A 16,017-nucleotide genomic window follows, 5' to 3' on the forward strand; every position below is an offset into this window, starting at 1 on the left:
TACTTATGGTGATGTTGCAAAAATACAATTAACTATTAGATCCTCAAAGATGTAAGATTTTGGTTACATTAAACCAGAAACTCAAGTTTTTTCCGATTTTATTAAGGTACTTATTAGCATGACAGTAATTACGACAAAGGCAGCTTCCGCAGTTCCAAATTTTTGTGAAGGGATACAATATTTTGGGGAAGCATTGCCAGATTTTGAAACTTATGGGGCAACTCCCGTGATAGAATCGGGCAGGAATGCGATCGCCTCCCCCACAGATGCAAATGCAGTATATCAAACCCTACTCGCCGCTGATGCCCTGCGCTACCTAACCCTACAAGTCACTGGTAGTAAGGCTTCTGGACATCCCGGCGGTTTTGCCAGCCAAGCGGAAGCTTATGCAGCTTTGGTGATGCTGGGACATAAAAACATTATCACGGAAGTGGGACATCACGCCCCCGGTTTCTATAGTGCCATGTTCCTAGACCGGTCTTTGGAAGACATGGGCATTTCTACAGTACAACAATTGCGCGATCGCTTTCGAGAAAAGCATGGATTATTAGGACACCTATCCGGCTACATTCCCGGTATTCTCGCACCGGCTGGACCCCTGGGACAAGGACAACATTTTGCCATGTCTGCTGCCCTCTTGCACCGTGATAAACTCTTCCCCTTCACTGTGGGAGACGGGGGACTGGGTGAACCCTATATCATGAGTTCAATGGCACATTTCAACACCGCTTACCCCACCGTCACCAACTTTTTACCCGTGTTGGTGTGGAACGGTTACAGCCAAGAACACCACAGCATGGTATCTTTGAAAACCAACGCAGAGATGATCGCCTATTGGCAAGGTAACGGTTTTGCCGAAGTCGTATTAGTCAATGCCAAAGATTTTGACGACCAAAATCAAGCCGGTGAATACGTTGATAGTACCGCATTTTCTTTTGAAAAACGCCTAGAATTTACCAAAGCCGTATTAGTAGGTATGGATAAAGCTGCCCGTTCAGCACTTAGCGGTAAATTGACGGTATTTATTATCAAACAACTCAAAGGGGCAGGGGTTCACGCCTTGGGGGCAAAATCACACAACCTCTATCCTAAAGATACATTATCCGCGCCCCATATTGTCACCGCCTTACAAAAACGGGCATTATCAGCCGCAGCATGGCAAATTGTGCGGACAAATGCCGAACGGGCGGGAGGTGGTCCGGCGGCGAAAACTGTGGTGACAGAATTTGAATTACCCTTAGCAGATTTAGGGGAATTACCATTAGAAGAATATAAGGTTGGGGCAGTTCCCCAAGTGGCGACAACCGCAATGGGAAGGTTAGTGGGCATAGTCGGAAATAAAGATAAAAATTTCCTCGTAACTAATGCTGACGGTAACGAAGCATCAGGAATTGCTAACATTAACCAAGCTTTAAAAATCAATCACCCCACCACCGATGATTTATATAATCAAGCCCCAGGTGGTCAAGTTTACGAACCTTTGAGCGAAGATGCTTGTGCCGGATTAGCCGCTGGTTTATCCTTAATGGGGGCGAGAACTTTGTGGTGTTCTTACGAATCTTTTGCCATCAATGGTTTACCAATTTGGCAAACAGTCACCCAAGCAATGGCAGAATTACGCCGTCAAACTCCCTCGACAATTACATTATTTACAGCCGGGGCATTAGAACAAGGACGCAACGGTTGGACTCACCAAAGACCAGAAATTGAAGCTTATTTTGCTTCTTTGATGAGAACTGGAAATGTCTTCCCATTATTTCCCCCAGATGCTAATAGTATTCAAGTCTGTTATAACTGGGCTTTGCAAACAAAAAATAAGGGCATTGTCATTACTGCTAGTAAGTCTCCTTTGCCAATTCGTAGCACCTTTGCCCAAACTGAAAAAGGCTTAATTGATGGTGCGGTGTTATTACATGAAGTGGCTGGTGGGAAGACAGTTGTATTTGCTGTCATTGGCGATTTGACTTTAATTCCTGTGTTTGAAGCGGCGGCTTTTTTAGAAACTGAAGGTATTGGTGTGAAGATTGTTTCTATTATCAATCCTCGTCGTTTATATCGTCCTCATGATACAGCTTGGGATACTTGTTCTGAACCAGATAACGGTTTTTTAAGTGATGCCGATTTTGAGCAATTGTTTGGTGGAGATGCCTTAATTGGTGTGACAGGTGGCGCTGCGGCGATGTTAGAACCAATCATGTTACGCAGTAATTCTAAGCGTGATTCTTTCGCCTGGAAGCGTGGGGAAACTACGGCAAGTGCGGGTGAGTTGATGGCTTTTAATGGTTTGACTGCGGAAGCGTTGACTAAGCGGGCTATTGAGTTGGTGCATTAATATCATAAGTACCTGGACAGAATTAATTACATATTAGTTATTTATCAATTCTTTGTCAGTCAAGGATTTCAGTCCAGATGTTTGTGTAATTAATTTTGTCTCATTACTTATTTCATTTAGGGTGCGTTACACTGTTGCTAACGCACCCTACAATACTACAGTTTTTTGATATTTCTAAAGAGATTTATGTTCGTTTTGTCCTCTAAAAAAGTTAGTCTCAAGAGGTGTTTTTATTAACCACTCAATAAACTCTCCTTTGTATTCTTCAGTTTTTTTAATCATAAAGAAAATTGAAAATGCGAGAGAAGGTAATATAGTAGACAAGGGTCTAGCCATGATTTTAGGAAAAGGATAGAATTGAGAGCCAGAGAATTTCTCAATAGATGTAAATCTTCCAGCAATATTACTGTAAAAATTGATTGTATCATTTTTAGAAAAGACTCTTACATGAGCAGAAATCAATTTTGTAGAAGTCGGATGAACTCCAAAAATTCCTAGAATACGATTATGCAAAGAAAGTACATTTGGCACACCCAAATATAAATAACCACCAATTCTTAGGCTTCTAAAAATTTCGTGATTAATCCAAAATATTTCCTTGGTGTGTTCTAAAATCTGGTTAGCTATAATAAAATCAATAGATTCATTTTCAAAAGGAAACTGCTGATTCTCTATATTAAGTGAAATAGGCTCAATACCCATTTGTATTAATTTTTCCAAATTCCAACTACCATAATCTATACCTATACATTTTGCTTTCGGATAATGGTGTTTGACTATTAACAAATCTTCTCCACTACCACATCCTAAATCTACACATCTTGAGATATCTATATTTTTAAGACCTTCTTGTAAAATATGCCTTCCATAGGTTTCACTATGGTCAACAATAGTCAATCTGCTTGTAGTACCGGGTATCACATTTTTCAAAATTCAATCCTCCTATTGATATTCTAGAAAATAACATTCAGAAAATAACCCGCATGAGAAGTATCAATATTCCCTTACCTGACACCATGCGAGCTTATATATAAAATTAGCACAAGTAAGTAGGTTAGGTTGAAACAAGGAAACCCAACAATACCCACCATTAATAACCCTAAATTACAGTCCAAAAACCCTGTATCTGTTCACATTATCTCACTCAACCATTACTAGGGATTAATAGAGCGATCGCACCTGAAAACCTTACCCTGTATCTGTTTACATTGTTTCACACAACCATTACTAGGGATTAGTAGAGCGATAGCGAAGCGCTGCTGCAAGCAGTTCGCACCTGAAAACCTTACCCTGTATCTGTTTACGTTATCTCACTCAAGCATTACAAGGGATTAATGGGGCGATCGCACCTGAAAACCATACCCTGTATCTGTTTACGTTATCTCACTCAAGCATTACTAGGGATTAATGGAGCGATCTCATTCCAAAAACCCTGTATCTGTTTACATTATCTCACTCAACTATTACTAGGGATTAATAGAGCGATAGCGAAGCGCTGCTGCAAGCAGTTCGCACCTGAAAACCATACCCTGTATCTGTTTACGCTATCTCACTTAAGCATTACTAGGGATTAGTAGAGCGATCGCACCTGAAAACCATACCCTGTATCTGTTTACGTTATCTCACTCAAGCATTACTAGGGATTAATGGAGCGATCGCACGTGAAAAGCCTACCCTGTATCTGTTTACATTATCTCACTCAAGCATTACTGGGGATTAATAGAGCGATCGCGCCTGAAAACCTTACCCTGTATCTGTTTACGTTATCTCACTCAATCATTACTAGGGATTAATAGAGCGATCGCACGTGAAAAGCCTACCCTGTATCTGTTTACATTATCTCACTCAACCATTACTAGGGATGTTTAGGGCGATAGCGAAGCGCTGCTGCAAGCAGTTCGCACCAGAAAAGCCTACCCTGTATCTGTTTACGTTATCTCACTCAAGCATTACTAGGGATTAGTAGGGCGATAGCGAAGCGCTGCTGCAAGCAGTTCGCGCCTGAAAACCTTACCCTGTATCTGTTTACGTTATCTCACTCAACCATTACTAGGGATTAACGGGGCGATCGCTGCTATCATGTGAATAAGAGAAGACAATAGAACCATCACAGATACACCTCACCTGAGAATTATCACCCGACTATGAGTTATAATCGAGATTAAAGTCATAACCATAAAATTACTATGACTATCCAAATCTTAGACAAAACTACCACAATTTCAGAACAGCGATTTCTTCTACCTGGTTATTACACCTGGAAGGAATTTGAAATAATAGAAACCTTAACCGCAGATGCAGGAAATTTGCGGATAACTTATCTTGATGGGTACATCGAATTTATGACACTTGGTGAAGAACACGAAAATATCAAAAAAATTATCGCTATTTTGATAGAAGCATATCTTTTTGAAAAAGGGATAAACTTTATTCCAGTAGGTAGTGCTACTCGTCGCGCAAAAGAAAAAAGTGCTTCCTTTGAACCTGATGAATCTTATTACATCGGAGAGAAAAAAGCAAATCCAGATTTAGCAATTGAAATTAATATTACCAGTGGCAGTATTGATAAACTAGAAAAATATAAAAGATTTAATATTACCGAAGTTTGGTTTTGGGAAAATAATCAATTGTCTCTATATCATCTCAAAAATGATAACTATGAGCAAATTAACCAAAGTGAATTATTGCCAGATTTAGATATAGATTTATTGGCAAGTTGTATTTTAATGCCTTACATTATTGATGCAAGAACAGCATTCATTAAAGAAATTAAAAAGTAGTAGTTTGTAGGTTGGTTTGACATAAGGAAACTCAACAATACCCACCATTAATAACACTAAATTACAACCCAAAAACCCTGTATCTGTTCACATCATCTCACCATCACCAACTATCATGTAAATAAAAGAAGACAACAGAACCATTACAGATACACCACAGAAACATTCACCTCACCTGAGAATTATCATCCGAACTAAATCAAATCCTAAAATAAATAGCTTACGTGCTAGTAGTATAATATTAAATCGTTAACAAATTAATATACTTGAAATAGAATAATGACCACAGATGCAGAATATCAAGCAAGAATTACCACTTATAACTGGGATGATTTAATAAAATTATGGTCAGAAATTAAAACAAAAAAGACTTCAAAGTTTTGGGATGCAGGTAAAGCATTAGAATATTTGGTTTTACGTGCATTTGAACTTGATGGTGCTGATATAGCTTGGCCTTATAGTGTGACAATTCAAGGTAAAATAGTAGAACAAATTGATGGAGTAGTATATACAAACAGCCTAGCCTGCCTGATAGAATGTAAAGATACAACTGAAGAGGTTAATATTGAACCCATAGCTAAATTACGAAATCAATTACTACGAAGACCTGCAACAGCAATTGGTAGCGTATTTAGTCGAACTGGATTTACAGAAGCCACAGTAACTTTAACTGGGTTTGTCGCTCATCAAACTATTCTATTATGGGGAGGAGAAGAAATTGAATATTCACTAGAAAAGAAATGTATATGTGAATTTCTAGTCAAAAAATATCGTGTTTGTGTTCAAAAATGTATCCCCAATTACGACGTTACAACGGAGAGTTTCTCATGACACTAGCATACATTCTTACAGAAAGAGATAGAGATATAGAAATTTTACAGAAATTACTACCAAAAAATTTGATTAAGGACATCAAATTTATAGCTGGTGCAAGTTCTTATAGAGCGCGTTCTTTAGCTAGTTCACTGCTTGCTACTCGAAAAACACCAGTTGCTCTTGTCATAGATGCAGAGACAAATAACGAATCTCAAGTATTTGAAAAGCAAGATTTAATTAATTATGTATTAAATCAAGCATCATCTGGTATTCCTTTTCAAGTTTCTCTGGCAGTTCCAGAAATAGAATCCATATTTTTACAGGATAAATCATTAATTGAAAAAATAGCAAAAACAAAAGATCCATTTAATGATTTAGAATGGCAATTTGCTCAAAGTAAACCTAAAGAATTTTTAGAGGCAATCTTAGGTAAAAAACAGTCACTCAATGACAAAATACTTAAAAATCTAAATGATGATGAAATTAAGATATTGCAACAACATCCATTAATACAAGAAATCAAGGGTTTCTTGTCATCAGTTATTGAGTCTTCTGTTGCTATTAATTAATCTAACTGGATATAGAATTTCTATTCATCTAATAACGCACTTATTACAACCCGAAAACCCTGTATCTGTTCGCATTATCTCACTCAACCATTACTAGGGATTACTGGGGCGATAGCGTTCGCGGAGCGTCCCGGAGGGAACTAGCACTGCTGCAAGCAGTTCGCACCTGAAAAGCTTACCCTGTATCTGTTTACATTATCTCACTCAACTATTACTAGGGATTACTGGGGCGATAGCGTTCGCGGAGCGTCCCGGAGGGAACTAGCGCTGCTGCAAGCAGTTCGCACCTGAAAAGCTTACCCTGTATCTGTTTACATTATCTCACTCAACCATTACTAGGGATTAATAGAGCGATAGCGTTCGCGGAGCGTCCCGGAGGGAACTAGCGCTGCTGCAAGCAGTTCGCACCTGAAAACCCTACCCTGTATATGTTTACATTATCTCACTCAACTATTACTAGGGATTAATGGGGCGATAGCGTTCGCGGAGCGTCCCGGAGGGAACTAGCACTGCTGCAAGCAGTTCGCTGTGATCGTGTTGGTGCATTAAGAGATATTACCCCCATTTAAATGTTTGATTGGATGGGGGTATTATATTATGATAGTGATCTCATACTAGATGGTATTGAATTTACCAATTTTTCAAATTGATTATTTTCTTCAAAAAAACATAAAGCGTCTTTACTTAACCAACCTAGTAATTCCTTAGCATTTTCGTAGGTTGTCAGTAATTCATCAAATGATAAGTTTCTAGTATTGAAAACAGGTTCATGATGAAATACACGGTTACGTATAACCCTTATTTCGTTTAAAATTCTTCTTATTCTTTTAATATCGCGCATAAGATTGTATTTTTCAGGAGCATTTGGAAAAACTTCATGAATATAACGAGGAGAACCAATATGCCATATAATTCTGTCATAGTCAGATCCCATAATTTCTGTCCAAAAACCGAAGTTTAGCTCTGGAGTTAAAGTATCTGATGTAACTATTTTATGGTACATTGGGTTATTAATTTTTTTATTCTGCTTGTTAATTTCTTCTTTTGCTTTGTCTATCTGTTTTAATAATCTTGCTCTTTGAGTATTAGCATTTTTGTCGTGCCATTCCGTTGCAGCTTTTCCATTTAACCACTTACCTGCTTTTTCCTCAAACCAATTATCCCCAAATTCTTTAACAACTACATTACTAATACGATTTCGTAAAGCTATTTCAAATACACATAGGAATGAATATAGAGATTCTGATAAACTCATATTCAGTGTATATAGTTTCAAGGCTTCTATCTTATCTTCATTGGTCGCACTCAAATACGTTGAAAGGCGTGATTCAGAAAAAATAATACAAAGATTATCATAAGTAGTAGGGTTAATCATGTTAAAAATTTCAGTATTAATTATGTCATAAGACAGATGCGTTAAAGATGAGTATATAACTTAGAGTTACGGAAATTTGAAATATTTATTTTAAAGACTTGACAAACCTGTAAATCTTAGATACTATGAATATGTAAACCTTGGGTACTCCTTGGAACAAAGAGTTAGGTACGGCCTTCAAAACGTGAACGAGCGAGAATTAGGCTTGATCACAATTTAGAGTTCCCGACCCCAAGGTAAGAATTTTATTAAACTAAATAACCGCTTTTAAAGTTATAGGATAATTGTAGGTCGTGCTGCGGCGATGTTAGAACCAATCATGTTACGCAGTAATTCTCAGCGTGATTCTTTCGCCTGGAAGCGTGGGGAAACTACGGCTAGTGCGGGTGAGTTGATGGCGTTTACATTATTTTACTCAACTATTACTGGGAATTAGTGGGGCGATTCGCAGTCCAAAAACCTTACCCTGTATCTGTTCACATTATCTCACTCAACTATTACTAGGGATGTAGGGATGTTTAGGGCGATAGCGTTCGCGGAGCGTCCCGGAGGGAACTAGCGCTGCTGCAAGCAGTTCGCTGCGATCGTGTAAATATTCACCTCACTACCAGAACTAAATCAAATCCTCAAACAACTGGCCAAGAAAATTAGATATATTAATAATCAGCACACAAATATACAAACCCCTCCTGTATGAAATTTCAAGTAATATTCACCTATGATTCAGAATATCTAGGTTACGTTGCTGAAGTACCAGAACTTCCTGGTTGTGTCAGTCAAGGTACAAACTTAGATGAAGCAATTGAAAATATCAAAGATGCTATCAAAGGCTATCTTCACGTATTAGAAAAACATGGTAAACCCTATGTAACCAAAGAATCTCAATCTTTTGTAGGGGAAGTAGTAGTATAAATGGGACGTTTATCAAATATTTCCGGTAAACAAACAGTCAAAATCTTTGAAAAATTTGGCTATGCTGTAGATCATCAAACCGGAAGTCATATCATACTTTGGCACGAATCAAAACCCATTTTATCAGTTCCAAATCATAAAGAACTAGCACCAGGATTACTCAGAAGTTTAATTAGACAAGCATGAATTACCGTAGATGAATTTTTAGAAAATAAGTAATATTTTCAGTGGGTTAATAACAAAATAACCCACTATTAATAACGCACTTATTAAAACTCAAAAACCCTGTATCTGTTTACGTTATCTCACTCAAGTATTACTAGGGATATTTAGGGCGATCATGTAAATAAGAGAAGACAATAGAACCATCACAGATACACCTGGAAATATTCATTTATGTTAAATTCACTAAACCTAGACTAATCTGAATTGCTCTATCTACCTGTTCCATTGTGACTGATTCCAGAACGCCCAAACGTTTAATTAATCGTTGTTTATCAATAGAACGAATTTGATTAAGAAGTGCAACAGAATCAACCTGTAAACCTCCTTCTGGTACTTTAATTAGCACTTCAGTAGGATACAAAGGTTCTGTAAACTGAGAAGTAAGAGCAGCTACAATAGTTACAGGACTATATTGATTAGAAACGTCATTTTGTAAAATTAAAGCTGGTCGTGTTTTTCTGATTTCTGAACCGATAGTTGGATCAAAATTAACCAAGTAGATTTCACCACGTTGGGGATAGATTATTTTTCCCTTACTTAACACGCTTCCTCTTCCAAATTAAACCACTCTTCAACTAATCCTAAATCACGTTCTGCTCTTTTAATAGCTCCTTGTTTTAACTGTTCTTTGATATTACTAAATTTACTATAACTACCATTCGCATATTCATCACGGACTAATTGAATTTCTTTTTTAGTTTCTTCATCTTCTTGCCAATTTTCCTCTTCAGCATCAGCGATCGCTTCATTAAGAAGTTGTGAAATCTTTCGTTTTTCTGATAAACTTAGCGCATTTAAAGAGTTAATCAATAACTCCATCGGAATGAATAGATTTAATCCAGTTTGTGACATGGTTCTTATCATAATGTGATTGTCGTTCTACATTATATCAAATGATGGCGAATTAGTCTATAAAAACCCTGTATCTGTTCACATTATCTCACTCAACTATGACTAGGGATTACTAGAGCGATCGCGGAGCGTCCCGGAGGGAACTAGCACTGCTGCAAGCAGTTCGCTGTGATCGTGTAAATATTCACCTCACCACCTGAATCCTTACTCAAATCCTATTTTGTGCTTCTTCTAGTTTAAAATGTAAAAAAAATAAATTCAGAACCTAATCCAACAGTATGCTGTTCATACCAATTATAAGCATCCTCTAAATCAAGTTCTGCTTCTGGTGTAATGAAAATTTTGTAAGTCATATATTAACTAACGATTAAATTTTTGTTTCACTTCCTCCCAGCTAGAAACTTGATGAGGATTTTGATAATAAAGTTCTAACCGTCTCTCCAATTCCTTTTTTTGAGCATCACTAATAGTTACATTATCAGCATCTACAGTGATACTATCCCAAATATCTTGGACTAATTGGATTCTTTCCGCAATAGTTAATTGTAAAATGTTTTGAGGTAGTAAGTTCTCCATAAATCTTCCTATTTGAGTAGACAATATTTTTATTTTAACTCATCATTAGCAACTAGGCAGGGGAAACGCAAAATTTAATGATACTCAGCATACAACATAACCCACCATTAATAATACTAAATTAGAACCCAAAAACTCTGTATCTGTTCACATTATTTCACTCAACCATTACTAGGGATGTTTAGGGCGATCCGTAATTGAAAAACCCTGTATCTGTTCACATTATCTCATCCAACCATCATGAGGGATTACTGGGGCGATAGCGATCGCGGAGCGTCCCGGAGGGAACTAGCGCTGCTGCAAGCAGTTCGCACCTGAAAACCTTACCCTGTATCTGTTTACATTATCTCACCCAAGCATCACAAGCTATCATGTAAATAAGAGAAGACAATAGAACCATCACAGATACATAAGCAAATATCACCCGAACTATTAATTTTGAAAACTCATTGATTAGTATTTACAATACTTTACAAATAATCATCACCGTTATCATGGCAGAAAATGACAAAAACTGCCATAATATAGAAAAGAAGATTCAGCGAAATCACATTATGAAAAGTATGAATATTTCCTTACCTGACACCATGCGCGATTATATAGAAGAACAGGTAGCGCAAGGTGGTTACAGCAGCGTTAGTGAATATTTTCGGGAATTAGTGCTATAATTCTGTCATAGTCAGATCCCATAATTTCTGTCCAAAAACCAAAGTTTGGATACGGCCTTTAAAACGTGAATGAGCGAGAATTAGGCTTGATCACAATTTAGAGTTCCCGACCCCAGGGTAAGAATTTTATTAAACTAAATAACCGCTTTTGAAATTACAGGATAATTGTAGGTCGTGCTGCGGCGATGTTAGAACCGATCATGTTACGCAGTAATTCTCAGCGTGATTCTTTTGCCTGGAAGCGTGGGGAAACTACGGCCAGTGCGGGTGAGTTGATGGCTTTTAATGGCTTGACTGCGGAAGCGTTGACTAAGCGGGCTATTGAGTTGGTGCATTAATTAGAACGCAGATGAACGCAGATGAACGCAGATTGGATTTGAATGGGGTTACGGAAAAGATTATTGGATGTGCTTTTAAGGTGGGTAATACTTTGGGGGTTGGTTTTTTGGAGGCGGTTTATGAAAATGCGTTAGTGTATGAGTTACGGAAAACTGGTTTGTTGGTTGAGCAGCAAAAAATGCTGGAAGTTTGGTATGACGGTATAATTGTGGGTAATTATAGGGCTGATTTGTTGGTGGAAAACGCTATTATTGTGGAGTTAAAGGCAGTAACAGCACTGGATAGTAAGCATTTTGCCCAATGTATGAATTATCTTAAAACAACTGGACTTACTCTATGTCTATTAATTAATTTTGGTAATCCCAAAGTAGAAATAAGGCGTGTTGTCCGTAATTTCTAAATCTATCTGCATTTATCTGCATTTATCCGCGTTTATCTGCGTTTATCTGCGTTCTGCAAAATAATTGTTGAAAATAGTGAAATCTAAAGAACTTTAACACATACAAAATTTCTCCATAAGCACTTTCAAACCGAAAATAGCAAAGACCTAAACCTGAGCCAGCACAATCTTGAATTTCTGTATACTCTTTTTTAGTAAAAAAATAATCTACTGGTGCGCTTCTTTCAGAGTTTAAGATTTCTCTATTAAATACTGCTTGCCAACCTGCTTCTAATAACATCTCCCTAGCTTTTGAATAAGGCATATTTTGTTTAAGTTTTGGTAATTCTTGCCTTACACAAGGTTTTGTATCTATAGTTGGCTTTTTTGTTTGTGCATTTTCTATAATTTCACTTAGCAAGTAGGTTAGGTTGACACAAGGAAACCCAACAATATTAATAACACTAAATTACAACCCAAAAACCCTGTATCTGTTCACATTATCTCACTCAACCATTACTAGGGATTAGTAGAGCGATCGCACGGTTGGATATCTCGTAAAAAATCTTACTTAATTTTTCTTTACATATCGTGTTGCTTTGAGTTATTATTTAAGACTATGATAAAACTACGGAATTGATTACTATAGAATCTGACTGTTATGAAAATACTTTCTCGAATCTTTGATAACAGAATAAACGCGCACAATATTTTGACGGAACTTTCTATTGGTGAATATTTAGAAATAGCTAATTTTATTAGTAAAAATAATCCTTTGCAAAGGAAAAGATTAAAATCATATTCATCAATATATAACCTACTAAAAGAAGATATAAAAATAGGGTGTACTATACCACCTATAGTTTTAGCTCTTAGTAATGACATCCAGGAAAATATAGATATTAATAATGCTGATGAGGATATAATTAAAAATTATATAAATCACCATAAAGATAAATTAATAATTCTTGATGGACTACAAAGAACACACTTATTAATAGATGTAGATCAAGATTTACATTCTGAAAATAATATAGATGTACTAAATAAATTTCATAATCATAAATTAAGATTTGAAATTTATTTAGGCATTAAAAAAATAGGTATTCTTTACAGAATGCTAACACTTAATACTGGTCAATCCCCTATGTCTGTTAGACATCAAATAGAAATACTTTATTCTGATTATCTTGATGAAAGTATTTCTTCAGAAATCAAGTTACTTAAAGAAGTTGATGAACCAAGTCCTCATGAAATTGGGGAATATAGATTTGAATATAGATTTAATGATGTAATAGATGGCTTTACTTCCTATCTTCTTAGAGATGAGGCTAGTTTAGATAGAAGAGACTTACTTGAAATCATTAAAAGTTTAGAAAATCTCGCGCAGGAAAATCAGAATAAGGATCTATTTAAAAGTTATCTAGTAACATATAATGAATTTGTTAAAAAAATACGCGAATTGTCAGGTGATTGGAAGTTTAATGATGAGCAAATCCGATTATCAAGTAAACCTTTTGGTGATAGCGTAGATAAGATATTTACTAAATCACCACTAATGACGGGTTTTGGTGCTGCTGTAGGATTTTTAAAAGATAAACATCTGATTAATTCATTTGATGATATAAATCAGAAGATTACCCAGATTCATCTTAGCAATAATGATCAAAGTTTTCTTGACGAGTTAATTCTAACATTAGACGATATCAGTAAAACTGCTAGAAAAATTGGTACTTCTCAAAGAATGTATTTTTACTACTTCTTTAGAGAACTATTTAACAGTGAAAGTGATTCATGTTTATCAATAGATAAATCAATAGAATCTAGTTTTAAAAAATATAGATTAAATGAACTATAAATTAAATGAGTAATTTTTGTATATGCCACTTAAAATAAAAAATGAACTTTCCGAAATTGAATATTCTTTGACAGAAGTTGTACCAAATATAAATGATGAGCAAACTTACTTTGAACTTTCAGATGTACAAAATAGTATTAAAATATATATTGATTATGTTCTAACTATCTATAGAGATAATAATAATAATACAGATCATAAACATGAAGATTATTCATTATTTATATTGAAATCATTTGAATTAAATAAAGAAAATGATATTTTTCAAGTCTATGAAAAAGTAGCTGATTTGAGAATTGGTTGGATATTTCCTATTCAAGCACTTGTATCTAATAAACATGGATGTGCAGAGAATGAGCATTTTTTAAAATATGCCTATGTTGCGTTTTACAAACTATTACTTAATCAAGAAGATTATAGTCATTTTACTCCCTCTATTGAACAAATAGAAGATTATAAATTAACAGATTTTTATGGAGATAATATTATCATATTAATTTTATTTAAAACTAATATTCAGAAAATAGCTAATTTTAATATAGATAATTACCTTGCTTCTTTATATTCGCACAGTTATTATTATTGTGAACCAACTGAAAATATAAAAAAAATTAATACCTGTCAACCAACGGAAGATTTAAACGAAATTAAAAATAGAGCTAATTTAAAATCTTCTGGTAACACTAAACTGATACTTCAGAGAAGTTCAAAGTATTTACAAGGAGAGTCGTATATTGATAGACTTTTTAAAAGTTTATTGAAAACAGAAGAACATCATTTAGTTAGATTTTATCTTCTTTACCAAGTCATTGAACTCATGATACAGATAGTCTTTGAAAGAAAAATATTAGATGAAATCAATAAATTCAATAATAATGCAGATAAAAATATACGTAAATTCAAGGAGAAAATAGACAATATTTCTACAGAAAAGACAAGAGTATCCATATTAATCAATGATTATGTAAAAATTAATAATCCAAACTTACTTATATCCTGTAATGAATTAATTAAATTATTTAATGATGATGATAGCAATGAAAAAGATGATATTAGCAAAAAACAGGACTTGGGTGGTGCTTTATATAAAGTTAGATGTCTGATTGTTCATCATTTTAGAAAGCTACCTGATAAGATTTTAGAAGAAAAACTTCGAGAAATTAATAAGGAATTTGAAAATATTATAATTAAAATAATTTTGGATTATGAATAAATGAGCAAGTAGAAAACTAATAATTTTAGATTTTAGATTTCATATCTATTTATGTTAATGTTTAAAACATTGCCAAGGTAGATTATTAGAAGTTTCTGAGTTCCATACCTCTTCAAAAGGAATATGATAACGTTCATCTTGATTATCATATTCCCTAGCAAATATTTTTGAAACTCTATCTTTGACAATTGCAATTTGAGATTGTTCAGCTAAATAATCAAAGTCATCTTCCATTTGATTATAAAGTATAGTGTAAATATAGCTGGAAGGTAACTTAATTCGATTATATCCAAAAGCGCAGCCATTGTGATATTCAACAACTACATCACTACCACCTGGTATATGTGAAAGAGGATTTTTTCTTTTCTCAAGACTAACCCATAAAACTTTATCAACAAGGTGTATAGGAAGACCTAAATAAATATCTTTTAGACTTCTTTGGTTTATCTTTCTTATAAATTCTGCTCGTAATTCTCTAGGACTTAGGTTATTTTTTTGTTCAGCTTCTTCTTTCTGTAATTTAAGATTTTCTCGCGTTTGTTTTAGTTCTTCTGTTCTATCTAACCCCAGCAAATCAATTGTTATTTTTTCTAACCAGTGGGGACTATTTTTGTTAATTTTTAGCCATAATTCCTCAATTTTAGTAGTTATATTTTCTTTGTATTCTGTAGGAACATCATTTGTATTTAACCAAATATTACATAGCTGATCTTTATTATCTTTTTTATCTGTTTCATACCAAAAACAGATATTTTCACAAATACCATTATCTAAATTTTGTGCTAAGTCTGGATACTTCCTTTTGATTTTTGTAATATGAAAGAAAGTTCCTTTTTCAAATATTTCCTTATTTTGGAATGTACTACCAACAAATCCAAAACCCCTCTGTGGGTTATATTCCTCAATATATCCACAATCTACGCCCATTTTAGTAACTCTCTAAAAACCCTGTATCTGTTTACATTATCTCACTCAACCATTACTAGGGATTAGTAGAGCGATCGCGTTCGCGGAGCGTCCCGGAGGGAACCTAGCGCTGCTGCAAGCAGATCATGTAAATATTCACCTCACCTGAGAATTATCGGTGCGTAGTTTATAATAGGATCATACCGAAAAATTTTAT

At 35.1% G+C, this 16,017-nt stretch carries 17 protein-coding genes and 1 pseudogene; 11 read left to right on the forward strand and 7 right to left on the reverse strand.

Going from position 1 to position 16,017, the window contains the following annotated elements:
- The first annotated feature begins 118 nt into the window (after positions 1 to 118).
- Positions 119 to 2,332 (forward strand): phosphoketolase family protein, encoded by a 2,214-nt coding sequence (locus NG743_RS26085; RefSeq protein ID WP_257121182.1) that lies wholly within the window; start codon positions 119 to 121, stop codon positions 2,330 to 2,332.
- A 174-nt stretch (positions 2,333 to 2,506) separates the two neighbouring features.
- On the opposite strand, the gene NG743_RS26090 is transcribed toward NG743_RS26085, so the two are convergent.
- Entirely contained in the window at positions 2,507 to 3,253 is a 747-nt protein-coding gene (locus tag NG743_RS26090) for a class I SAM-dependent methyltransferase (protein WP_234413388.1), read from the reverse strand.
- A gap of 1,265 nt (positions 3,254 to 4,518) precedes the next feature.
- Between NG743_RS26090 and NG743_RS26095 the strand changes: the two genes are divergently transcribed.
- The 3 genes from NG743_RS26095 (at position 4,519) to NG743_RS26105 (ending at position 6,497) form a co-directional block, all read left to right on the forward strand.
- Positions 4,519 to 5,112 carry a Uma2 family endonuclease gene (locus NG743_RS26095; protein ID WP_027401159.1) on the forward strand — a complete coding sequence of 198 codons (594 nt, stop codon included), beginning with the start codon at positions 4,519 to 4,521 and terminating at the stop codon, positions 5,110 to 5,112.
- Positions 5,113 to 5,391: 279 nt separating this feature from the next.
- Positions 5,392 to 5,943: a hypothetical protein gene (locus tag NG743_RS26100; RefSeq protein ID WP_257121183.1), complete on the forward strand. Its 552-nt coding sequence runs from the start codon at positions 5,392 to 5,394 to the stop codon at positions 5,941 to 5,943.
- The gene (locus NG743_RS26105; protein WP_257121184.1) at positions 5,940 to 6,497 is read left to right on the forward strand and encodes a hypothetical protein; all 558 of its coding nucleotides are present in this window, start codon (positions 5,940 to 5,942) and stop codon (positions 6,495 to 6,497) included. Before NG743_RS26100 ends, NG743_RS26105 begins: the two co-directional genes overlap by 4 nt.
- Before the next feature lie 595 nt (positions 6,498 to 7,092).
- Here the strand turns inward: NG743_RS26105 and NG743_RS26110 are convergent.
- The gene (locus tag NG743_RS26110; RefSeq protein ID WP_257121185.1) at positions 7,093 to 7,872 is read right to left on the reverse strand and encodes an Abi family protein; all 780 of its coding nucleotides are present in this window, start codon (positions 7,870 to 7,872) and stop codon (positions 7,093 to 7,095) included.
- A gap of 693 nt (positions 7,873 to 8,565) precedes the next feature.
- Between NG743_RS26110 and NG743_RS26115 the strand changes: the two genes are divergently transcribed.
- Both NG743_RS26115 and NG743_RS26120 read left to right on the forward strand, forming a co-directional pair.
- Entirely contained in the window at positions 8,566 to 8,784 is a 219-nt protein-coding gene (locus tag NG743_RS26115; RefSeq protein WP_027401156.1) for a type II toxin-antitoxin system HicB family antitoxin, read from the forward strand.
- A complete protein-coding gene (locus tag NG743_RS26120; protein WP_027401155.1) occupies positions 8,785 to 8,970 on the forward strand; it encodes a type II toxin-antitoxin system HicA family toxin in 186 nt (61 codons plus the stop codon).
- A 208-nt stretch (positions 8,971 to 9,178) separates the two neighbouring features.
- On the opposite strand, the gene NG743_RS26125 is transcribed toward NG743_RS26120, so the two are convergent.
- From NG743_RS26125 to NG743_RS26135, 3 genes are all read right to left on the reverse strand, one after another.
- Positions 9,179 to 9,553, reverse strand: a complete 375-nt coding sequence (locus NG743_RS26125) for a type II toxin-antitoxin system PemK/MazF family toxin (RefSeq protein ID WP_027401154.1) — start codon at positions 9,551 to 9,553, stop codon at positions 9,179 to 9,181.
- Positions 9,547 to 9,861 (reverse strand): hypothetical protein, encoded by a 315-nt coding sequence (locus tag NG743_RS26130; RefSeq protein ID WP_228043780.1) that lies wholly within the window; start codon positions 9,859 to 9,861, stop codon positions 9,547 to 9,549. Before NG743_RS26130 ends, NG743_RS26125 begins: the two co-directional genes overlap by 7 nt.
- Positions 9,862 to 10,221: 360 nt before the next feature.
- Positions 10,222 to 10,461, reverse strand: a complete 240-nt coding sequence (locus NG743_RS26135; protein ID WP_370566862.1) for an addiction module protein — start codon at positions 10,459 to 10,461, stop codon at positions 10,222 to 10,224.
- 470 nt (positions 10,462 to 10,931) lie between these two features.
- Between NG743_RS26135 and NG743_RS26140 the strand changes: the two are divergent.
- The 3 genes and pseudogenes from NG743_RS26140 to NG743_RS26150 all read left to right on the forward strand — a co-directional run.
- Positions 10,932 to 11,099: pseudogene (locus NG743_RS26140) on the forward strand (ribbon-helix-helix domain-containing protein); the annotation flags it as partial.
- A gap of 191 nt (positions 11,100 to 11,290) precedes the next feature.
- The gene (locus NG743_RS26145) at positions 11,291 to 11,443 is read left to right on the forward strand and encodes a hypothetical protein (RefSeq protein ID WP_160170592.1); all 153 of its coding nucleotides are present in this window, start codon (positions 11,291 to 11,293) and stop codon (positions 11,441 to 11,443) included.
- Positions 11,444 to 11,454: 11 nt separating this feature from the next.
- A complete protein-coding gene (locus NG743_RS26150) occupies positions 11,455 to 11,844 on the forward strand; it encodes a GxxExxY protein (RefSeq protein WP_027401151.1) in 390 nt (129 codons plus the stop codon).
- A 22-nt stretch (positions 11,845 to 11,866) separates the two neighbouring features.
- Here NG743_RS26150 and NG743_RS26155 read toward each other — a convergent pair whose 3' ends face one another.
- Positions 11,867 to 12,244 (reverse strand): hypothetical protein, encoded by a 378-nt coding sequence (locus tag NG743_RS26155; protein ID WP_257121186.1) that lies wholly within the window; start codon positions 12,242 to 12,244, stop codon positions 11,867 to 11,869.
- Between the two features lie 240 nt (positions 12,245 to 12,484).
- Here NG743_RS26155 and NG743_RS26160 point away from each other — a divergent pair, with 240 nt between their 5' ends.
- Both NG743_RS26160 and NG743_RS26165 read left to right on the forward strand, forming a co-directional pair.
- Positions 12,485 to 13,681 carry a hypothetical protein gene (locus NG743_RS26160; RefSeq protein WP_257121187.1) on the forward strand — a complete coding sequence of 399 codons (1,197 nt, stop codon included), beginning with the start codon at positions 12,485 to 12,487 and terminating at the stop codon, positions 13,679 to 13,681.
- 22 nt (positions 13,682 to 13,703) lie between these two features.
- Positions 13,704 to 14,894 carry a hypothetical protein gene (locus tag NG743_RS26165; RefSeq protein ID WP_257121188.1) on the forward strand — a complete coding sequence of 397 codons (1,191 nt, stop codon included), beginning with the start codon at positions 13,704 to 13,706 and terminating at the stop codon, positions 14,892 to 14,894.
- A 54-nt stretch (positions 14,895 to 14,948) separates the two neighbouring features.
- Here NG743_RS26165 and NG743_RS26170 read toward each other — a convergent pair whose 3' ends face one another.
- Positions 14,949 to 15,821, reverse strand: a complete 873-nt coding sequence (locus NG743_RS26170; RefSeq protein ID WP_257121189.1) for a hypothetical protein — start codon at positions 15,819 to 15,821, stop codon at positions 14,949 to 14,951.
- Between the last annotated feature and the right edge of the window lie 196 nt (positions 15,822 to 16,017).

Source organism: Dolichospermum heterosporum TAC447, assembly GCF_024584745.1.
Taxonomy (GTDB): domain Bacteria; phylum Cyanobacteriota; class Cyanobacteriia; order Cyanobacteriales; family Nostocaceae; genus Dolichospermum; species Dolichospermum heterosporum.